The sequence below is a fragment of the Gammaproteobacteria bacterium genome (genome assembly GCA_028819075.1).
Taxonomy (GTDB): domain Bacteria; phylum Gemmatimonadota; class Gemmatimonadetes; order Longimicrobiales; family Gaopeijiaceae; genus BD2-11.
The window spans coordinates 1-22,032 of sequence record JAPPMM010000015.1; the positions used below are offsets into that span (position 1 = coordinate 1).

Here is a 22,032-nt window from a genome sequence, read left to right on the forward strand (position 1 = left end):
ACTCATCGGGTGCAACGAGTTGTGGATCCGATACATCTTGTTGCGTGTGCTGGCTTACGACCCTTAACGGTCGTCAGCCAGCCCTTGGGAACGGTGCCGAAACCGCCTCGCGGGGCACCGTCCGGAACAGCGTCCACCGGACCATCGCCGGCAAGCTCCCCGGCCTCCTGGCCGACCGCCTCAAAGACGGCGAAGTACGCAACCCCCGGCGCTCCCCTGCCGCGCCCCGGTTTCCACCCTACCCGTACCCCTCGGAGACCAGCGATCGTCGATCTCAGGCGATCCTGAGGCCCGTAGAAGACCCGAAACGCCCGCGGTGGGTCCCGAAAACGGCCTCCGAGCCCGGTCGCGGGCTCGGATCAGCTCCCCGCGCCCGCTCTCCCGGCCGCCAGATACGCCGACCAGTCCTGCATGACCTCGCGCCGGCGCTCGAACAGGTCGCTCCTGAAGTACGCTCCCTCGACCCCGCCGACCTTGTGCGCCAGCGCCGCCTCGGCGACCGTGCGGTCCACGCCCGTCTCCGCGGCCCAGTCGCGGAATGAACTCCGCAGCCCGTGCACCGTGCTGGGGATCCCGAGGTCCCGAAACGCCCCCGCCACCTGAGGGCTCCGCAGCTCCCGTCCCTTGAAGCTGGGGAAGATCAACCCCGACCCGTTCTCGATCTCCCGGGCCTCCTCCAGCACCGCCAGCGCGCCCGTCGAAAGGGGCACCCGGTGCTCCCGCCCGGTCTTCATGCGCTCGGCGGGCACCGTCCACGTCGCGCGGTCCCGGTCGATCTCCGGCCAGCGCGCCCTCCGCGCCTCGCCGCTCCTCGTCGCCGTCAGGGCCACGAACTCCAGACACAGCCGGATGCCCAACCACGCGTCCGATTCCCGGACCGCCTCAAGCGCCGTCCCTACCTCGGCATGAGGAAGGGCCCGGAAGTGCGTCCGGTGGCGCGTGCCCCGCGGCAGCGCCGCCGCGATGGCGTCGCCCGCCGGGTTGTCCTCCCGGTAGCCCCTGGCCACCGCCCACTTCATCACCGCGCCGATGCGCCGGCGCACCCGCGCCGCCGTGGGCCGCTTCTCGTTCCAGATCGGCGCCAGACAGGCCAGCACGTCGGCGGTCGTGATCTCGCCCACCCGCTTGCGCCCCAGCTTCGGGAAGACGTAGTCCCGAAGACACTGCCGCCACTGCTTCTCGCTGGCGTCGCCCTTCCAGTTCTTCGCGTGGAGCGCGATCACCTTCTCGGCCGCCCGCTCGAACGTCGGCATGCCGCCGCTGCGCGGATCCATGCCCTTCTGGATGGCGCGCCGATTCTCGAGCGCCTTCGCCCGCGCCTCGGCCAGCGTCACGACCGGATAGGGACCCAGGCCGACGTTGAAGGGCCTGCCGCCGATCCGCATCCGTTGCGCCCAGGTCTTCGACAGCCTTCCTGAGGCGGTGGGCTTGACCAGCAGCGAGAGCCCGTATCCGCCGCGACCGTCCCCGTACCGCCCCGGTCGCTTGACGGTCCGAACGAACGCGGCGCTCAGGCGTTTGGGTCGCGTCACGGCGTGCTCCGTGTGGATTCTGGTTATCACCATAGGTTATCACTAACGGAACAAGACTACACGGAATCGCCTGAACGGTCAATGGATGTACAACACAAGTAATGACAACGGGTTATCAGGATTACGAGACGTTACGGGACCTTGCTGAACGCCTATAGTGCGGAGGAATCGTGCGCGTCCTCCGGCCCACGCTCAGCATCGACCCGTCCTTCGCGTGGACCATCGCCACCACCGCGGCATCGCACGCCATGCGCCGCGACGTTTCCGCGGAGACGCGGATCCCGCCCAGATCCGAACGCCCGGGCTCTCCCAGCTCCGCCAGCGTCGCGGCATCGCAGTGGACCATGACCTGGTAGCGCTCCGCGCGGGTGCCGGATTCGACGCGAGTGCCGGATTCGACGCGGGGTCGAGTCTGCGGCCGCGGGTCCGGCTCCGAGCCGTTGCGGGAGTCGCGCGGTTCGCCGCCCCCGAAGCCCGCCGCCAGCGCGCGCTCCGCCAGCAGCCCCACGGCGTCCGCCCGCCGCTGCTTCGGTTCGGGGCGCGGGTCCGCCTTCTCGACTCGCGGGTCGCGCGCCTTCGCCCCCGGGCGCGCATCGTTCGCCCCGCCCTCATCCCGGAACAGTGCATCCGACGCCGCCTCGACGGCCCGCATCAGCACCGCCCCGACCTCGGGCTCGAGACGGCCCTTCACCACGTACATCCCGTCGCCGTCCACGAAGACCGAGAACGCTCGGCTGCGGTGCCGAGCCTGCTCGGCCGTCAACTCCTCGTCGCGCGACAACTTCTTCCACATGCGCACCATCTGCTCCAGGTTCGCCGCCGAGCCCGCGCGCGCGAACTCGAGCAGCTTCGCCTCGCTCTCGGGCGTGGCCACGCGCGTCAGCGCCCGCACCTTCGCGTACGAGATGCTCCCCTCCCGCAGCGCGCCGGCGGTCTGCGGCAGGTGCTCCAATGCCCGGGCGGCGCGCACCCGCTCGCGCGCCGGGCCGATCTTGATGCCGATCTTCCAGGCCAGCCACTCGGCGCAGGAACCGAAGCCGTCCTTCCAGCCGCCCCGGCGATCGAAGTCGGCGATGAGGGTCATCATCTGCGCTTCCGCGGCGTTGATGCCGGCGGCCAGCTCGGCGATGCGGTCACCCAGCCTGGCGAGGTCGTCGTCGAGCTTGCCGGCCCCGGGATGGGCCGGCGCGGAGGCGGCATCGGGGGACGCGGCTCGAGTACCGGAACCGGAGGGCGCAGAGCCGACGTCGCGAGCCACGACTCCAGCGCTCGCACGCGCGGGCGCCGGAATGGCATCGGTGGCAGGTCGGTCACCAGTCGGTTCTCGTACCATCGCTGGCCACGGAGAGGACTTCCTCCAAATGTCGTAGAGAGCGTCCGCGGATGCGATCATCGTTCCTCCCAACGTGCGATTGTACAATGACTTACGTACAAATATAACGTCACCGAAATCGGCCTTTCAGGATGCCCTGTAGTGGCCGAAGTGAGGTCGGGAGGCCTTCGGAGCAGGAATGGGGCTACGAAGGCTGTCAGCGAGCCTGTGAGAGCTCTTGGCGGGCAGGAGAATCCGCGACGTCGGACTCGGCCAAGTCGCGCGCTCTTAAAGCTGTCAATGGCAGTTTGGGACTCCGCCATGTGAATCCGGGACGGCCGAGTGCTGGTTCCCCGGCGCCAGGAGCGCGGAGCCAGGTCAATGGCAGTATGGGACGTTCCGATGTGAATTCGGGACGGCCGCGCGCTGATCCCCAGCGTAACGAGCGCCGAAACAGGTCAATGGCGGACAGGGACGCACGCATGCGAATTCGGACAGGCTGGCGCGGTCGACCCGGAGCGGCGCCCCGCGAACCCGGCTCGGAGTCCGGACGCCTGGCGACATCTGATGCGCGAGCGTGAATCCGGTCCTCGCCCACGCCGCGGGCGGCGAGTTCCTCCGCGTTCATGCCGAACCAGGCTCGCTCGCTGGTGACGTTCCTGCCGTCGGCGATGTCGCAGCCAGCGTCGATGCCCCGCATGAGGATACGGGAATTCAGAGGATGTGAGGGACTAAGAGGATGAGGGATTCGGAGGATGTGTGATTCGGAGGATACCGTGCGCACCCGCGTTCCCGCGGGAACGTTTCCTCAGGCCGCGGCGCCCGCTCGGCGCTCGAACCTCCGCCGGTAGCGCCGGGTCCAGATGACGATGGCCGGAACGCCGACGACCGTCGGCAGGATCCAGGGGAGGATGGCGAGCGGGCCCTCGATCTCGTAGGCCCACAGCCGCTGTGCCCCGAAGACGATGAACGCGGTGTGGAAGGCGATGCCGCCGCCGAGCATCGAGGCCAGGTGGCTGTAGAACCAGCCCATGCGCTGGCCGCCGGGATCGCGCATCAGGCGCAACATTCGTCGTCCCGTGAAGAGGCCGATGGGGCTCATCCCCAGCAGGACCGGCGAAACTTCGGACCACACCGCCAGCGCGAATCCGACGGCGATGACGCTCCCGGAGATCGACGCCCACGCCAGCGCCTCGTGTGCGGCGGTGCGCAGCTTCTCGGGCGCCCTTCGGGTCGCCAGCACACGTAGGCCCTGCCGTACCATGACGAAGGTCACCACCCCCAGATAGCCCAGCAGAACCGCGAACCCGTACAGTTCGGGTTGCTCCGCAACGCCGACGCCCTGGACCCGATAGGAAACGATCCGGCCCACCGCCGCGATGACCGCCGACAACGTTACGACATACGCGCACGAGGCGTAGACGCGGCCCGCCCTCACATGCGCCCGCCCGCCCTTGCGGGCGAAAACCGGGACCCAGAACGCCACCAGGCCGACGAAGCCGGCCACGACGTGAACGAGGAGGAGAGCATCAAAAAGGAGGCTGAAGATGGTCATGTCGAAGACGGTCATGAGCGGCCCTCCCGATCGCTGGCCACGGCCTCCGGCACGTCGGCCACGGTCTCCGGCACGCCTGCCACGGTCTCCGGCACGCCCGCCCCGGCCTCCTCGCCAACTACGGCCTCCGGCACGCCGGCCCGGGCCTCCTCGCCAACCACAGCCTCCGACTCGCGCGGGTGACTTGCGCCCGCCGGTGCCCCTCCGGACCGAGCCGCCAGGCGCCGCTCGATCGCCGTGAGGGTCTCGTCGCACCAGGCCACCTTCGACTCGATGGAGTGGATGCCCATCCGAAGCGTCGCGAAACGGTGGAACCCCGCGTCGCCGTACCGCTCCGGGTCCCCGTGGGTGGCAATCACGTCCTGCTCGAGCGACCGGAGTTGCGCCAGCCAGCGGGCCAGGTGATCCCGCAACTCCGCCATGAAGGCGCGCGTTTTGCGGAGATTGCCGACCGCGTCCATGAAGTAGAGCTGGGCCAGGTATGCGAACCGCTCCGTGCCGACCGCGGGGCCGCCGCGCAGCCAGCGCTCCAGCTCCTCGCGGCCCCCGTCGGTGAGGGAGTAGACTTTGCGGTTCGGCCCCTTTGGCGACGGCTCGACCCGGCTGCGGAGCATGCGGCGCTGCTCGAGACGCTTCAGGGCCGGGTAGATCTGGCTGAGTTCGGCGGACCAGAAGTGCCGGATGCGTTCGCTGAAGGCGCTCTTGAGGTCGTACCCGGTGGCCGGGTCGCGCAGCAGGCCGAGGAGGATGTGATCGAGGCTCATGATGGCGACAGCTCGCGGTTGAGGAGCCTGCCGCAGAGAACGGGGCCGGCTCACGCTATATCAATGTCAATATACCTACTATATCGATGTTGCCATAGCATGTCAAGGACGGCCGGGTCCCAGCTCACGTCGCCGCTACTGGCGCGCACGCCATCGGATACCGAATTTGCCAGGGTTGACCGACGCACGTCCCTCTGGAGGAAACCATGTCATCGACTCAACGAGGAAGCTTCGGGTCCGGCCTGGTCCTGGCGGCGCTGCTTGCGCTGGCGACAGCCATCCCCGCGCACGCGCAGGAACGCGGCAACCCGGACGGCGAATGGCGCTTCCAGAGCGCCGACTCCTGGGGCACGCGCTTCTCCCCGGTCGACCAGATCAATGCCGCCAACTTCGGTGATCTGGAGGTGGCGTGGGTGTGGCGGGCCGACAACTACGGGCCCGAGGTCGACCCGCAGATGAAGTCGACCCCGACCTACATCGACGGCATCCTGTACACGGTGGCGGGACAGCGGCGCACCGTGGCCGCCATCGATCCCGCGACCGGCGAGACCATCTGGACGTACCGCGAGCCCAACACGACGCGCTGGGAGCGGTCGATGCGCCAGAACTACGGCAAGGGCGTGGCGTACGGCGAAATCGATGGCCGCGGCGTCATCTACTACACTTCTCCGGGATACTTCCTGCACGCGCTGGACGCGAAGACCGGCCGGCACCTGGAGGGGTTCGGCGATCCGGTGCCGATCGAGGACTTCCCCGCGACCGGCGTCGTCGATCTGCTGGTGCCGCTGCTTGAGGGCTGGGGACCGTGGGAGGCGTACGAGGGCGAATACGATGCCGACTACGGGATCCCGCGCGAACTCGGCTTCATTACCACTTCCTCGCCGCCCATCGTGGTCAACAACACCGTGGTGGTGGGCAACTCGGCGGAGCAGGGCTACAACCAGACCCGCATCGAAAACGTGCCCGGCGATATCCTCGCCTTCGATGCGCGCACGGGCGATCACAAGTGGAAGTTCCACGTGATCCCGCGCCCCGGCGAATTCGGCCACGACACCTGGGAGAACGACGCCTGGATGTACACCGGGGACGTGTCCTCGTGGGCGCCGATGTCGGCCGACCAGGAGCGGGGCATCGTCTACATCCCCACCAACCCGCCGACCATCGACTACTTCGGCGGCTTCCGGCCCGGCGACAACCTCTACGGCACCAGCGTGATCGCGCTCAACGCCGAGAGCGGCGAGCGGGAGTGGCACTTCCAGACCGTGCACAACGACCAGTGGAACTACGACCTCCCCAACGTGCCCATCATCGTGGACCTGGAGGTGGATGGGGAGGCGGTTCCGGCGGTGATCCAGACGTCGAAGACCGGGCAGATCTTCACCTTCAACCGCGAGACCGGCGATCCCGTATGGCCCATCGAGGAGCGGGACGTGGTGCAGACCGTGGTGCCCGGCAACTGGACGGCGAACACGCAGCCGCACGTGACCCGGCCCGAGCCCATGGAGCCCTTCGGTCTGGCCGAGGACCAGGTGATCGACTTCACCCCGGAGCTGCGCGCGGAGGCGCTCGAGGTGTTGAGCCGGTACCGGGTGGGCGGGCCCTTCATGCCCCGGCTCTATCCGGATCACAACGAGGACATACTGGACAACATCCGCTGCTACGGGGGCCTGAACATCACCCACCCCGCGACGCTCGATCCGACCACGGGCATGCTCTACGCCGCCAGCTCGCGCAACTGCAGCGGCGGCATGGTGATGCAGGGGATCGATGCCGACGAGCCTGACAATCCCCGCACCACCGGGACGACCATCTCGCAGTGGGTGGCGGGCCGTGGGGGCGCGCTGCCGCGGGTGCAGGGGCTGCCGATTCCGAAGCCGCCCTACAGCCGCATCTCCGCCTACGACATGAACACGGGCGAGCGGCTCTGGTGGATTCCGGTGGGTGACGCGCCCGAGGCGGTGGCGAACCATGCGGCCACCCAGGGCGTGGACCTTTCGCGCGCCGGGAGCGGAGCTTCCTCGATCCAGATCGTCGCCGGGGATCTGCTGTTGGCGACCGAAGGAGCGCGCGGGCCGGCGGTGCTCAACGCCTTCGACAAGCTCACCGGCGAGTTCGTGGGCGAGGTCGAGATGCCGGGCGCGGGCCAGTACGGAATGATGACGTACAGCCACGAGGGCCGGCAGCACGTCGTGGTGCAGGTAGGCGCTCCCGGACGGCTGGTGGCGCTGAGGCTGCCGATGTAGGGGTACGCTTCAGAGCCGCTTGGCGTAGCGCGCCAGCCAGGAGGCGCGGTGGCCTTCCGCGGGAGCGATCGGCGACCCGGGAATGGTCATTGTGCCGCGGCTGACGAAGGTCGCGGCGCCACCAACCCGGACGGCGGTGATGCGGCCGGCGACCTTGTCGACCTCGACCCTGATGAGGCTGGGTCGGCGAATCTCCTCGCCCTGCGCGACCTGCCAGCGGAGGGTGCCGTTCAATTGCCGGCTGGCGTCGCCCAGGTAGCCTCCCAGCACCGCGGCCGCCGAGCCGGTGGCCGGGTCCTCGGGCACGCCCGATCCGGGCGCGAACATGCGCACCCGTACATCCCCGCCGAAGAGCGGGCACACCAGGTAGACGTGGTGCGCCCATGTATCCGCGAGCGTGTCCCGCCAGAGCGCCATGTCGAGGACGGCGCGGCCAAGAGCGGCGACGGTGCGTATCGGGATCACGTGAAACGGAAGGCCGCAGGACATCATGGCGGGAGTGAGGGGGCGGGGACGATCGCCCCCGAGATCGTCCGCCTCCAGGCCGACCATCGCGGCCAACTGCTCCGGCGGGTGCGGCGACTCGCGCCGCTCCGGCAGCATCGCCGTGGTGAACTGCGCGAACACCGGGCGGCCGCGCCGGTACTCCACCGATGCGGGCACCATGCCGACGTTTTCCTCGAGCACCAGCTCGGCGTGTCCGTCCCCGGTCCGCCGAACGCCGGCCCCTCGCCGAACCGGTTGCGTGCTCGCCAGATAGATCGCGGCACCCATGGTCGGATGCCCCGCGAACGGCACCTCCACCTCGGGCGTGAAGATGCGCACCCGCGCCGTCCCCTCCGGCGTCTCCGGAGGTCCCAGGAACACCGTTTCGGCCAGGTTCATCTCGCGCGCCACCTTCTGCATCAGCTCCGCCGGCAGATGTGCCGCGTCCGGGAAGACGCCGAGCGGGTTGCCGCCGAAGGTCTCCTCCGTGAAGACGTCGAGGGTTCTGAAGTCGAGTTCCATGTGAGCAGGCCCATGCATCAAGGGTTGGAGACTACGCCTACCAGAAGACGGACGGCGACACTATCTTACACGCCCCATGGCTCTCCGTAAGGGGTTTGACGGAGACGTCAGCCGGGCCTGTAGCTCAGTTGGTTAGAGCGCACGCCTGATAAGTGTCCCTCAGATGGCGCGAATCCCGGCAAGAAACCGTCTAAATTATTACAGGACTGCACGATCTGCCGTTCTTGCCGTGGGGCACCATACGGGTGCCTGTCGTCCTCGAATAGCGGGAAAACCGGGTCGAATGGCGGGAGTTTACCGGGACCGTTGACGCTGCCCTTCGCATGGGCCTTGTTCCGGCGGCATGGCACTCTGCACGGAGTCAGTTCGCAGCCAGGAGGCGGGTTTTCTCGAATGGTCGTCATGAGATCGCCGCCAGGGTATGGATGGTTTGTCGGACCATGACGATACGATGGTCTCACCCGCAATCCGGTCATCGCGGCACTCCTGTACCCCACTTCGCGCTAGGCTGTAGCGGCGAGTCGCATCCTGATTCGAGCGGGCCACCGGGGCGTTACGGAGGGCCTCGGCGTGCAGCATGCCGTCCATGTTATCTTGCGGATGTTGCTTGGAATCCACCATCGGCACGGGGCAATGCGGGCTGACAGATGAATGCCGTAGAGATTGAAGAGGCCGTCTCCGCCCTCTCGGCAAGTCCTTTCGATCCGGCGGAGTTTCCCTTCGCCTTCTTGGAGGCCTTCGGAAACAAGAAGACGACCATTAAGCGGCTCCGCGCCGGCACCACCAATCGATCCGACATCGGCGGGGTCCTCCAGCGAAGCCACATCCACATGAAAATCGCGCCGCCAGGCGAAACCCCCGCTGCGCTCGACGCCCTGAGGGCGAGTCCAGAAACCGCCCGAGCCAAGGCGAAGTTCGTCTTGGCGACGGATGGACGAGAGTTCCATGCCGAGGATCTGGAGAGCGGTGACATCGTCGTGTCCGAGTACGCCGACCTCCACGAGCATTTCGGTTTCTTCCTGCCACTGGCCGGAATCACTACCGTCAAGCAGATCCGCGAGAGTGCCTTCGACATCAAGGCAACGGGTCGACTGAATCGGCTCTATCTCGAGCTCCTGAAGGAGAATCCCGACTGGGAGGCTCCGAGTCGGCGTCATGAGATGAATCACTTCATGGCACGGCTCATCTTCTGCTTCTTCGCTGAGGACACGGACATCTTCCCCGATCAAGCGTCGTTCACGGATACGCTCGCCCAAATGAGCGACCCTGACGGATCCAACACTCACGACGTACTGGACGAACTCTTTCGTGCCATGAAAACCCCTGTTCGGGATCGAGCAGCGGCGCGCCCTCCCGGCTGGGCCGCGCGGTTCCCGTACGTCAACGGAGGACTCTTCTCGGACTCTACGGAGGCTCCGCGCTTCAGCCGGATCGCACGCTCCTACCTGCTGCACATCGGGAACCTCGATTGGACGAAGATCAACCCAGATATCTTCGGATCGATGATCCAGGCTGTCGCGGTCGAGGAAGAGCGTGGCAACTTGGGGATGCACTACACGAGCGTGCCGAATATTCTGAAGGTCCTGAACCCGCTCTTCCTCGACGATCTGCGCGAAAAGCTGGAAGCTGCCGGCGATAACGGTCGGAAGCTCTTGAGTCTTCGAAAACGAATGGCGCGGATCCGCGTGTTCGACCCTGCGTGCGGTTCCGGTAATTTCCTCGTGATCGCGTACAAGGAGATGCGGGCGATCGAGGCGGAAATCAACAGGCGCCGAGGGGAGAGCGAGCGCCGTTCCGCCATCCCAATCAGTAACTTCCGTGGAATCGAAATCGGTGACTTCTCGGCCGAAATCGCACGTCTTGCTCTCGTCATCGCCGAGTACCAGTGCAACGTGAACTACCTCGGACAGAAGGAAGCTGCGGCGGTGGTTCTGCCGCTCGACAAGGCGAACTGGATCACGTGCGCGAATGCCCTGCGGCTCGACTGGAGCCGGGTTTGTCCCCCCACAGGAACCGGGGTCAAACTCGTTTCCGACGACCTTTTCCACACTCCGCTCAACCAGGCCGAGATCGATTTTGAGAATGAAGGTGGGGAGACCTTTATCTGTGGGAATCCGCCTTATCTCGGGAGCCAAGGGCAGACTGCGCAGCAGAAGGCCGACCTCGAGAGCGTATTCGAGGGTCGGACCAAGAGGTGGAAATCACTCGATTACGTTGCCGGCTGGTTCATGAAGGCAGCCGACTACGGCGCACAGACCCCAGCAGCATCGGCTTTCGTAGCTACGAATTCGGTCTGTCAGGGACGCCAAGTGGCGACGCTCTGGCCGCTAGTCTCCGGGACCGGGCACAGTATCGCATTCGCTCACACCAGCTTCAAGTGGGCTAATCTCGCGAGCCACAACGCCGGGGTGACGGTGGTGATTGTGGGGCTGTCAAACCGCCCCGGTTCGGTTCGTCGGCTGTATGCCGATGGAACCGACGGGGAGGCAACCGTCCGCACGACGGGGAACATCAGTCCCTACCTCGTGCCTGGTCCCGATGTCTTGGTGCGTCCCCGCAGGAAGCCGTTGGCGCAACTGCCCAAAATGAGCTTTGGCAACATGCCTAACGACGACGGCAACCTCCTGCTGGATCGGCCCGACTCGGAGGAGGCGATTCGTCGTCATGGGGTGAATCTGCGCTTCATTCGCTCGTTCGTGGGCTCTCAGGAGTTCATCCGTGGTTCGGAACGCAGATGCATCTGGGTCACCGATGAAGGACTCTCCGAGGCCACGGAAAACGAGTGGCTTGCTGCCCGCTTCGAAGCGGTTCGGGCGAAGCGGGCAGCCTCTGATCGAGAGACTACGAGGCAACTGGCCGACTCGCCACATCGATTTGGCGAGGTGAGGCAATCGGGCTCGGAGACCGCCATCGTCGTCCCCAGGCACTCCTCCGAGGGCCGACGGTATCTGCCTGTCGGGTACATCGCAGATGGTACGATAATTGGTGACTCTGCCGCTGCTATCTTCGATGCCCCTCTCTGGCATCTGGCACTCATTGCCTCTCGCCTCCATCTAGTCTGGATCGCCACTGTCTGTGGCAAGCTCGAAACGCGATACCGCTACTCGAACACGCTAGGCTGGAACACCTTCCCCGTACCGATGCTCACGGAGAACAACCGAAGGGATCTAACGGCTTGCGCCGAGAACATTCTGTTGGCACGGGAGGCGCATTTCCCCGCAACAATCGCTGCTCTCTATGCTGCGGACAGCATGCCAGAGAATCTGCAGGCCGCTCACGAGCGAAACGACGAAGTGCTGGAGCGCATCTACATCGGCCGGCGCTTCAGGAACGACTCCGAGCGGCTGGAGAAGCTGTTCGCGCTTTACACCAACATGGCCAACTGAACTCTCACGAAGCTATTCGAATGACCACCACCAAGAGCATTCCATCCGTCTCCGTAAGCTACGCCCAGACTGGACGCACCACCCAGTCGAACGAGTTCGGCATGCGCCCCATGCAGGAACGGGCATGGGAGAAACGGGGAGAGCAGTATCTTCTGATCAAATCACCCCCGGCCTCAGGGAAGAGCCGGGCGTTGATGTTCATCGCGCTCGACAAGCTTGCCAACCAGGGCCTACGCCAAGCGGTCATCGTCGTCCCCGAAAAGACCATCGGTGCAAGCTTCGCGGACGTGCCGCTCAGCCGCTTCGGTTTCTGGGCGGACTGGACCGTCCGGCCGAAGTGGAACCTATGCAGCGCGCCCGGAACGGACGGGGGCAGGGTCAAGTCGCTGAAGGCTTTTCTGGATGGTAACGACAAGGTGCTCGTCTGCACACACGCGACCTTCCGGTTTGCCATGGACCGGTTCGGCGTAGAGGCATTCGACAACCGGCTCATTGCGGTGGACGAGTTCCACCACGCCTCAGCAAATCCGGACAACAAGCTCGGCTTACACGTCGGGCAGCTCATGGCGCGGGACAAAGTTCACATCACGGCGATGACGGGGTCCTATTTCCGAGGCGATGCCGAGCCCGTACTGATGCCCGAGGACGAGGAACGGTTCCAAACCGTCACCTATACGTACTACGAGCAACTGAACGGCTACGAGCATCTCAAGCGTCTTGACATCGGCTACTTCTTCTACACGGGGAACTACGCCGACGACATCCTGAGCGTCCTCGACCCGAACGAAAAGACGATCATCCATATCCCGAACGTCAACTCACGAGAGAGCACGAAGGACAAAATCCGCGAGGTCGAGCACATCCTCGAGGAACTGGGCGAGTGGCAGGGGGCGGATCCCGATACGGGATTCCAACTGGTGGAGACCGCCGAGGGGCGGCTGCTCCGCATCGCGGACCTCGTCGACGATAACCCCGCACGCCGGGATCGCGTCGCCGCAGCACTCCGGGATCCCCGGCAGAACGGCGACCGCGACCATGTGGACATCATCATCGCACTTGGGATGGCGAAGGAAGGCTTCGACTGGATCTGGTGCGATCACGCGCTGACCGTCGGGTACCGGTCCAGCCTGACCGAGGTCGTGCAGATTATCGGTCGCGCTACCCGCGACGCCCCGGGGAAGGCCCGGGCTCGCTTTACGAATCTGATCGCCGAACCGGATGCTTCGGAGGAGGCCGTCACCGAGGCCGTCAACGACACCCTCAAGGCGATCGCCGCGAGCCTCCTCATGGAGCAGGTGCTCGCGCCACGCTTCAACTTCACGGCGAAGACGGATGCGAGCAGGCCGGTCGAAGGGCTCGACTACGGCGACGAGGGATACGATCCAGACCGGTGCAATGTGGGGGTCAACGAAGAGAATGGGGAACTCACCATCGAGATCAAGGGGCTTGTTGAACCGAAGAGTGAGGCGGCAAAGCGCATCTGCGCGGAAGACCTCACTGAAGTGATCACGGCGTTCATGCAAGACAGGGTCGCGGTAGAACGCGGACTCCTCGACGAAGACCTCGTACCCGAGGAGCTGACGCAGGTGCGGATGGGTAAGATCGTCAAGGGGAAGTTCCCGGAACTCGACGAGGAAGACCAAGAAGCGGTGCGCGAGCACGCGATCGCAGCACTCAACCTGACACAGCAAGCGAAGCGAGCAACGGTGGAAGATGGCGAAGGCGACAAGGACGATGAATCTAGCAACAGCGCGAATACCGCCCTGATCGACGGCGTGCGGCGGTTCGTCATGGATGTTCGGGATCTCGACATCGACCTGATCGACCGGATCAATCCGTTCGGCGAGGCCTACGCGATCCTTGCGAAGGCGATGAACGAAGAGCGCCTCAAGCAGGTGGCCGCCGTGATCACGGCGAAGAAGGTACGGATCACGCCTGATGAGGCTCGGGACCTCGCGAGGCGCGCCCTCCGGTTCAAGCGTGAGCGCGGCCGCCTGCCTTCTATCACCGCGCCGGATCCCTGGGAGCAGCGCATGGCCGAGGGTGTGGCCTTTCTCGCCCGAATGGCGGCGGAGGCAGCCGGTGCCTAAGGGGTTCACCGAGCAGGACGCGGCCTTGCTGGACGAGCTCGGTATCAAGGTCGGATCCAAGAAGACTCGTCCCCACACGCCCCGGGAAGAGCGGATCATTGCGGGCTTCGAGGAGATCCAGAGATTCGTGGATAGGCACGGTCGTACTCCAGCCCCTGGCGAGCACCTTGATGTCTTCGAACGAGTCTATGCAGTGCGGTTGGATCGGATCCGCAAGAATCACGAATGCCGGAAGGTACTCGCACCGCTGGACCGGCAGGGGTTGCTGGGCAGTGGCGTCGAAGAGTCGACGGCGCTTCTGGATGTCGTAGATGACGACGCACTCCTAGCTGAGCTTGGCGTCCCAGCTAGGGAGTCCGACATCACCGAACTTCGCCACGTACGGTCGAGTGCCGAGAAGCGGGCAGCCGAAGAGATCGGGAATCGCACAAGATGCGACGATTTCGACCGGTTCCGACCCCTCTTCGAGCAGGTCCAGAAGGAGATCGACGCGGGCATTCGCGACACGCGGACCTTCGAACGGAAGGCGGAGATCGAGCCCGGCCGGTTCTTCATCGTGGGTGGGCAGAAGGCCTACGTGGCCAACATGGGACCGGTCTTCACCCAGCAGTACGGTGACAAGGACGCGCGCCTCCGCGTGATCTTCGACAACGGCACCGAAAGCAACCTGCTCCGGCGTTCCCTTCAGCGGGCGCTCCACAAGGATCCAGCGGGCCGCCGGATCACTGAACCAACGGCTGGACCGCTTTTCGCCGATCACGCCGCGGACGGCGACGAGGCGAGCGGCACGATCTACGTGCTGCGCAGCAAGTCGAATCTTCCATTCATCTCAGAACATCGCGACCTCGTCCATAAGATCGGCGTCACGAGCGGCAGGGTTCGGGAACGCATCGCGAGCGCACGGCTCCAACCGACCTTCCTAATGGCGGATGTTGAGATCGTCGCCACCTACAAGCTCTACAACATCAACCGCGGCAAGCTGGAGAACATCATTCACCGCCTCTTCCACCCCGCACGTCTCGACATCGAGATCCAAGATCGCTTCGGTCACCCGGTATCCCCGCGCGAGTGGTTTCTTGTGCCCCTCGATGTCATCGACCAGGCCGTAGAGAGAATCAGAGAGGGCACCATCACACGATATGCCTATGACGCGAACGCCGCGTCGCTAGTCGGCTGAGGGTGTTCCGATGCGAATCAAGAGCATGCGCCAGAGCAACCTACGATCCATTCACAGATCACGAGCCCATACCACCCATGCAGTCGCGAGTCGGGGCGCCAGCGAGTTCCACGCCACCGGTAAGCCAGACGCGGACTGGACAGCCGCGATGCGGCGCCGCCACGGCCCCCACGGACGTCCCGGTCCGGTCGTCTCGCCCCGTCCGTGGCGCGTCTCAGACAGTTTCAGGTTTTCGGCGGCCACTAGCAGAAGAGCCGGAAGGTGGGCGGCGGCCCTCCGGCTCCAGAAGCTGGTGCCGACCCCGAACTCCGAGGACTCGATTCGCGCGCCAGGTCGCCTGGTCGGCAAGAGCGACGCCCGGCCGGCTGGATCCTGAGGGGGAAGCAATGGCCTCGCTGAGAGCAAACCTGTCCGTGACCAACCGCCCCGCCCGATTGGGGCGGGCGGGAACTGTGGTTGGAATAGTGCTAACCATCGTCGGACTTGCCGGAGTGCCGGGGGACCTGCGGACGTGGTGGGAATGGCTGCCCGGGATCACCCACCTGCTTTTCAGCGACCTCCAGTACTTCGGCCTCGCGGCACTTGCGGTGGGGATCGGCTTGTGGATGTACGGCCGTCACTTGGAGGCGCGTATCCTGCGGCAGGAACGGCAAGATCCCACTCCTGCGACCCCTACCCCACGCCCGCTCGAAACCGAGTTCGCCGAACTCGGTCCCTATTTCTATGAGTTACGGGGACGCTTCACCGATCCGACGCGCCAGTTGATCGGAGATCTCACCCAACTCCGCACGAGGCTGAGGTCGCAATTCCGAATTGACTTGCCTCCGGCGCCGGATGATGTCGATGACTGGGAGATGGACGATTGGTTCAAGTGCTTGGCGAAACTGGAGGGGTACGCCAAGGCGGGAGACCTAATGGGGGCTCGCGTGATGGCCAATGAACTGGGTGGAACCTGGTACTAGCCCCACCTCGCGGCCTCCGGGCCGACGGATAACAACAACGCGAACGCGAGAAGGAACACGACACTTGGGAGGAGTCAGAAATACACGATGAGTCAACGAGAACGGCAGCCAACTCGAACGATCTCTTACCGGAGAGCAAGCTGGGCGCCAGGTCAGACGCGCACGCTCCAAACCGTCTTGGAGCGACTACGGCAACAGATGCCCGACCTCAACGATACGATCGTCGAGCTTTCTCGTGGAGAAGCCAAGGTAAGGGATTGGACGGTGAAGAGAGGGGCTCTCTTCATTCACATTGTCGCATGGACACGAGGACAGGAGGCTTCGGTAGTACCTCATGGCGGGCAGCAGCTATCCCTCGTGCCATCGGGAACCAATTGGGATTTTGCCACGCGAAGCGGCCTCATGATGATACGCGACAATCACTGCTTGCTCATGTCTGGCTTCAACATGCGTGCGTCATCGATGAACCTGTATCTTCGTACTCTTGTCCAAGACTCCATAGGCACGCGATTCGGCCTTTCCGAGAGTGACGCCGAGTTCACCATGCTACCTGTCGAGAACGTAAGCGCACTGGACAAACTGTACCGGGACGGTGGCGTAAAGCGCATTGAATTCGACGTGATCGCGTACGCGCAAACTGCTGACGCGTTGCAAAGACCCAAGGGCATCATGGCACGTGTGATACCGTTTATCGACGCGTTGCGAAAGGACGACAGCAGGAGGGAGATCGAGGAATTCGCCGAAATGAACGCCAAACTGGTTTTGTCTCCAGGCAGAGGTGGCTATCGGCGAAAATACGAAGTGTTGACCGATATAGCACGAAAGATCGCCGACGACGGCGACGAAGATTTCATGAGTTTTCGCGCCACAGATGGAAGCAGGGTAAACGGCAGGGAGTTGGTGCTCTGCAAGACGGTCCGTGTGCGGGCGAGAGGAAACAGCCTAGATCACGAAGCTGGGTGGAACGAACTGTATCGGTACTTTATGGAACTAGACGCAGAGGGTGCGCTCGCGACATGAACCAGCCTGTTTCCAAATCGCGGTTTGCCTTTGGCTCCTCTGGTGTTGTTGTGTTGGCGATTGTAATGATCTATGGTAGGCCACTCGCCAGTGGTAACATCCAAACCATGCAAATGATGGTGACCGCATTCTCGGTCATGACCGGCGTCCTGATGGCGCTCATCACGGTTTCAGGCGACCCGTCCCTGCTCTACCCGGGAAACGCGAGAATAGCCGAGAGACACGGAGAGCAAATGCAGGCCGCGTTGCGCAGGTACAAGTTGCTGTTCTACGCACACTTGGTTGCCATGACATCATCTCTCGTCACCGCGACGCTCGTTCATGTATGCCCGAAGGCGGTGCTCACACACTGGCTTGAACGTTGGACGTTTGGAATCGGGGCGGCGGCATTGTATTGGTCTTTTGGATTGCCAGCCGCCATGGCCAGAGCTCAATCGGAAAAGCTGGGAAAAGCCACGGATGCGCGAAGAAGAAAGGACAGGTACGTTCTGCCCGACGATCCTCCGTTCAACGAGGCGAACGAGGAGGACCCTGCAACCGAGTGACGACCCAGTGGTAACGCTTCCTTCACTAGTCCCATTGTAGTGCTTGCGCTCCTCGGGCCTCCCTGCGCGAGGTGCCATGCGGACCCTGCGATATCCGTCGCGTTGGAGCCACCGGCACGCTGGCCCGCTCGTTTACTACCGAACTCCCCGGATGGAGTCTTTGTCGCCACACTCCGGGACGGGCAGGCTCCAACCCAACGTCAGCGCAGCAGATGCCGAATCAGTCCGTGAACGCTTCCCTCTGTATCGGACACGTTGAAAGGGAAGCAGGCCATCTCCAGATGATCACCGACGAATCGGAAGTTGGCCGCCTGGTGAAACGCCAACGTCGCTGGGTAGACAAGGCTGACGCGTTGACAGCCGTATCTCTTTCCGTAAGCGAAGAGTTGGTACGCGTCGTCCGCAAGGACACCATGGTTCGACGCGCTGGGATCAAGATGCTTCCACTTCGCGTCCAGGATGAATCGGACCTTCTGGTGCTCCATCAGGACGACATCGGGCCTCAGCCTAAAGGCCTTCCCCCCCGCACTGTCGGTCGCTAGATGCCAAGTCGGCCCTTGGGCGTGGACCGTGAAACGCCGCTGATGTCGGCGGAAAGCGGCGGTGACGAAGTCCTCGAACACATCCTCCATGGGGAACAGCAACGCACGGCTCACATACGGGCCGGCGAACGTGGTGAGACCGTGGCCGAACAGGAACAACCCGATCCAGGGCATCACTGTGTCGTAATGCCTCATGGAGCGGTCTACTCGATGCCGCGTCCAGTCGTCGGCGAGGTTCGTCGAAGTGGGTACGTCGGAGAACACGACACGCAGTTGGTGAACCCGCTGGCGATTCGCAGGATGACGCACGACAGCCGAGAGCCGCCGCAACGCGAGGTGGATCAGCCGGTTTGCGGGTCGGTCGGCGGTGAACTCGTCGTAGCCGACGTAGAACCGCGAACGGTCGACGAGATTCTCGCGGAGGTGCATCGGGAATAAGATTCGCCCACGTAGGCAGGACAGATTCGCCTCCCGAGTTCGGTACGCCCGGGCGAGGCCACGTTTCGTGAGGCGGACGACGCTCGTCAAGAACAGATGGACCAATGCCTCGAACATGTCGAGGCGGCGGATCGCGCGGATACTGGCACCGTCAAGGCGCGCTTGTCCGAGACCGCGCCAATCCCGAAGCATGGTTAGGAAGACCTTGCGGGTGTCTTCGTCCGTGTTGGTCAGGGATTCTGTGCGGTCCCCGTGGGCTGGCAAATCGACCTTCGGCAGGATTTCGATCACGGTTCCTCGGCGCGTTTCGATAATCCCGACGTAGTTTTGCGCGTGGAGGCGACCGTCTCGAATCGAGAGGATGGGCCGATGTCGACTTCCGTCATCGGTCGGTTGCGCCCCTGCCAAGCTCTTCAAATCACGCTCGTCCTCCTCATGCAAACCGGTCAGCTGTTGATACTCTCGAACCACCATAGAGCGCCGGGCACTGCGGCTTAAGGTCAGCGTTGTCATTCGTTCTCCGCCACGCTGCCATCGTCCGTCGTCGATTTGTAGATCGCCCGGTACGTACCCGGGGCGGTCCACCTGTCGGCCGTGGCGCGGAGCAAGTCGTACACGGCCCGACTCGCATCGACCAGATCCAATCGAACCAATTCCTCGGGCGGATTCGACTGCACGACAAGTCCGTTGTCGTTCAGAACCGCGCGGATTTTCTCCCAGTCGTCGTAGAAGTATTCCTGCAGCAACGGCATTATTCGGCTCCGAAACGTGGCGGCGAGCGCATCCAAGCTGTCGACACCCAGGAAGTAGGTGTGCCCGATCTGGTGCTCCCGGTCTAGCAGGACCGCGATACGCCGATTCATGGCTTCAAGGACTTTCGCGCAATCGATACCCTCGACGTCGTTGGCGACACCGGGGTGGGACGGATCCGGCATCATCTCCTCGAACACGAACCGCCTCCGCAGCGCGGTGTCCAGCAGAGCGATAGATCGGTCTGCGGTGTTCATCGTCCCGACGACGTGAAGGTTTGCCGGCACGCCGAAGTCGGTCTTCGAGCCGGGCAGCGTCACGCGTGCCTCGTCGTATTGACCAACCCGCTTTGAGTCCTCAATCAAGGTGATCAGCTCGCCGAAGATCCGTGCGACGTTGCCGCGGTTGATTTCGTCGATGACGAGCACAAAGCGCCTCTTGGGGTACTGCGCGGCGCGCTCCGCGATGCGCCGGAACACGCCGCTTGACAGCTCGTATCGGACCTCTCCGGCGTCTCCGTGCTTCGCCGAGGTTTCCGGGCCACGCTCGCTCGGTTGTGTCAAGACGGGGCGGATGCCTTCGACGAAATCCTCGTAGGTGGTGTTCTGGTGAAATGTGATCATCTCGATCCGACCGGCAGCCCGCAGCTCCTCGAATCGGCTCTTGACGACGGCGCGTTCGTCCTCCATAACCTCACCCACCTTCCGGCCCTCGACGACCGCCACCGCGTGAGCGACGGTGTGCCAAGTCTTGCCGGTACCTGGCGGCCCGTAGAGGATCGTATTCAATTCGTGCCGAACCGGGTTGGGCGGCCGACTCGGGGGCTTGGGCCTTGGTGGGTGCCAACTGCGGAGGTGCCAAACTACGGATTGAGCTTCCATCCGGGTACGGGGGCTATCCATGCGTCGCCTGCGTGCCTCATCGAGTACGCCATCAAGGAATGCCAGGGCGTGCTCGTACTCACTCCCGATATCGCCAGCCGAAGAATCCGGGTAGCCCAGCTTCTGATACACGTTTCGATACGCCGTCTGCTGGTACGGCGGATACCGTAGCGGGTTCAATCCCATCATGAAATAGGATGCGACACTGAGCCGAGTGCCCAAAGCTCGTCGTGAGAACACGCTTGAGGGCAGCTTTTCGTCGAATGCGCGGACGCGGTCGCCTGGAGTGCGGTCGTCCTCGGACCAGATTTCAAACAGCGCTTGATGCGCTTCCGCCACGTTGCCGTCTATCCACCCCGTCAACTTCGAGTGATTGCGCCAGTTGATGATGTTGTTCTGTTGATGCGTGATCGCCAACTTCACCTGCTTCGGCCAGTCTCTCTCGCCGCGCAGCAGCGCTTGGCGGGCTCCTGCCAGCTTCTCCGCCAACATCAACTTGTAGCGTTCGGCGTTCTCGATCTCCCCGAACCGCTCCCGCGCGGTGGCGAGGTATGAGGCCATGCGGCCTTCGACACCGGGGCGTAAGCGCCTCCTGATTGGTGACAGGGCGGATCTATCCATGTTTTATCTCGGTGTTCTCCCGACGGTGTAACCGCGCCGACTTTGTTCCCTGGTTGCCATCATTCGATTCGTCTCGATGATGGACTGCGCACGAGCTACGCGTACGGAAGCTCGCGGAGGGCAGGTCATCTGCGCCAGTTTTCCGCATGCGCACGGCACCCCAGAAACACCACCTCGCCGACAACGCGGTGGCTTGGGCTCCCGTATCCCGGGCCCGGCAGCCTCGTCCGACCGCCCTGCAGTGGGCTCTCAGCGTTCAGCTGGCACCGCTCGATAATGGCGGTCGGCCTGCCGGGAGGGCCGAGACGTGGTCCGCTCAGGATTCCGCAAAGGGGGCACGGCTGCCGCGAGGTCGACGAGGCGTGAGGTTGTCGTGCCGCACCCCGAAGTCCTGGACGACACAGGCGGCCACACGCTCGGCACTCTAGTCGAGGAATTGAATGTCGTCCGTTCGCAGAGGACGCCGTAGCCACGGAAACGCGTTCGTTTGAGGCCTGTCTGAGGAGCACACACCTCGCGTGCCTCATCCGGTCGATCTAAACCGTGTCGGGCCTGCCGTTCCTCGTCGACCTGCTCCTCATCCGTCACAGGCTTGGTGACGCAGCCGACGCCGGGCCCGCCAGCCGCGGACGGCCACGAGCACCGCGAGCGTCACGAACCAGATATCTGGTCATCGCTCCTCTAAGGCTCCTGACTCAACAAACCCGCTGGTGGCCCGCCGACCCTGCAACATGTCACGCTCGACGCTTGAAGGCATCCCGAGGCGGGGTGTCCCGCGTCTCTTGGGGATCCTCGAAGATGGCATCTTCACGTTGGATCGCGTTGTTTCATCATCGTCTTGGCGGCCTTCCGGCGGACATGCGCTTGCGCGGCCAGATGGCGGCGCTTGTAGTCCCAGGCTTCGCCAGCCAGATCGCGGGCCAGGGCGCGGAGTCTCTCAATGTCGTCATCGGGTGGTCCTCCGGGTTGGGATGGTCGCGGGTGCTCGAAGATACACTGGCCCCATCATCGGCCGATCAGCGCCTCCCTACAAACCCACCGGGCCGGCAGGAGTGTCGGACACCGTCGCAGTCGACGCCACCGGCCCCAGGGCCTCTCCGCCCACTCCCAGCGCGAGCGACAGGCAGGGCTCCTTGCTCGGATCTGAGCCAGCCGGTCAGGCGGAGCACCGGAGATCTGAATCCCGGCAGGAAATCACGTAAGTCT

General features: G+C 64.1%; 14 protein-coding genes and 1 tRNA gene. 8 read left to right on the forward strand and 7 right to left on the reverse strand.

What is annotated here, in order from left to right; genetic code table 11:
* Positions 1–359: 359 nt before the first annotated feature.
* The 4 genes from OXU32_02130 to OXU32_02145 all read right to left on the reverse strand — a co-directional run bounded on the left by OXU32_02130 (position 360) and on the right by OXU32_02145 (position 5,163).
* A complete protein-coding gene (locus OXU32_02130; protein ID MDE0072767.1) occupies positions 360–1,532 on the reverse strand; it encodes a tyrosine-type recombinase/integrase in 1,173 nt (390 codons plus the stop codon).
* 121 nt (positions 1,533–1,653) lie between these two features.
* A complete protein-coding gene (locus OXU32_02135; GenBank protein MDE0072768.1) occupies positions 1,654–2,790 on the reverse strand; it encodes a DUF222 domain-containing protein in 1,137 nt (378 codons plus the stop codon).
* Positions 2,791–3,652: 862 nt separating this feature from the next.
* Positions 3,653–4,414: a hypothetical protein gene (locus OXU32_02140; protein MDE0072769.1), complete on the reverse strand. Its 762-nt coding sequence runs from the start codon at positions 4,412–4,414 to the stop codon at positions 3,653–3,655.
* Positions 4,411–5,163, reverse strand: coding sequence for a PadR family transcriptional regulator (locus OXU32_02145; protein ID MDE0072770.1), 753 nt, complete (start codon positions 5,161–5,163; stop codon positions 4,411–4,413). Before OXU32_02145 ends, OXU32_02140 begins: the two co-directional genes overlap by 4 nt.
* A 206-nt stretch (positions 5,164–5,369) precedes the next feature.
* On the opposite strand from OXU32_02145, the gene OXU32_02150 reads away from it, so the two are divergent.
* Positions 5,370–7,406 carry a PQQ-binding-like beta-propeller repeat protein gene (locus tag OXU32_02150; protein ID MDE0072771.1) on the forward strand — a complete coding sequence of 679 codons (2,037 nt, stop codon included), beginning with the start codon at positions 5,370–5,372 and terminating at the stop codon, positions 7,404–7,406.
* A gap of 9 nt (positions 7,407–7,415) precedes the next feature.
* Here the strand turns inward: OXU32_02150 and OXU32_02155 are convergent, their stop codons facing one another.
* Entirely contained in the window at positions 7,416–8,414 is a 999-nt protein-coding gene (locus tag OXU32_02155) for a PhzF family phenazine biosynthesis protein (GenBank protein MDE0072772.1), read from the reverse strand.
* A gap of 115 nt (positions 8,415–8,529) precedes the next feature.
* On the opposite strand from OXU32_02155, the gene OXU32_02160 reads away from it, so the two are divergent.
* The 7 genes from OXU32_02160 (at position 8,530) to OXU32_02190 (ending at position 17,594) form a co-directional block, all read left to right on the forward strand.
* Positions 8,530–8,654 (forward strand) — tRNA-Ile (locus OXU32_02160).
* Positions 8,655–9,061: 407 nt separating this feature from the next.
* The gene (locus OXU32_02165) at positions 9,062–11,800 is read left to right on the forward strand and encodes a lactate dehydrogenase (GenBank protein MDE0072773.1); all 2,739 of its coding nucleotides are present in this window, start codon (positions 9,062–9,064) and stop codon (positions 11,798–11,800) included.
* A 20-nt stretch (positions 11,801–11,820) separates the two neighbouring features.
* On the forward strand, positions 11,821–13,890 hold the full coding sequence (locus OXU32_02170; protein MDE0072774.1) for a DEAD/DEAH box helicase: 2,070 nt from the start codon (positions 11,821–11,823) through the stop codon (positions 13,888–13,890).
* A complete protein-coding gene (locus OXU32_02175) occupies positions 13,883–15,067 on the forward strand; it encodes a GIY-YIG nuclease family protein (GenBank protein ID MDE0072775.1) in 1,185 nt (394 codons plus the stop codon). The genes OXU32_02170 and OXU32_02175 overlap by 8 nt, the downstream gene beginning before the upstream one ends.
* A 464-nt stretch (positions 15,068–15,531) precedes the next feature.
* Positions 15,532–16,029, forward strand: a complete 498-nt coding sequence (locus OXU32_02180) for a hypothetical protein (GenBank protein MDE0072776.1) — start codon at positions 15,532–15,534, stop codon at positions 16,027–16,029.
* A gap of 198 nt (positions 16,030–16,227) precedes the next feature.
* Entirely contained in the window at positions 16,228–17,049 is an 822-nt protein-coding gene (locus OXU32_02185; protein ID MDE0072777.1) for a hypothetical protein, read from the forward strand.
* Positions 17,046–17,594 carry a hypothetical protein gene (locus OXU32_02190; protein ID MDE0072778.1) on the forward strand — a complete coding sequence of 183 codons (549 nt, stop codon included), beginning with the start codon at positions 17,046–17,048 and terminating at the stop codon, positions 17,592–17,594. The genes OXU32_02185 and OXU32_02190 overlap by 4 nt, the downstream gene beginning before the upstream one ends.
* A gap of 200 nt (positions 17,595–17,794) precedes the next feature.
* On the opposite strand, the gene OXU32_02195 is transcribed toward OXU32_02190, so the two are convergent.
* On the reverse strand, positions 17,795–19,087 hold the full coding sequence (locus OXU32_02195) for a hypothetical protein (GenBank protein ID MDE0072779.1): 1,293 nt from the start codon (positions 19,085–19,087) through the stop codon (positions 17,795–17,797).
* Positions 19,084–20,766, reverse strand: coding sequence for an AAA family ATPase (locus OXU32_02200; GenBank protein MDE0072780.1), 1,683 nt, complete (start codon positions 20,764–20,766; stop codon positions 19,084–19,086). The genes OXU32_02195 and OXU32_02200 overlap by 4 nt, the downstream gene beginning before the upstream one ends.
* Between the last annotated feature and the right edge of the window lie 1,266 nt (positions 20,767–22,032).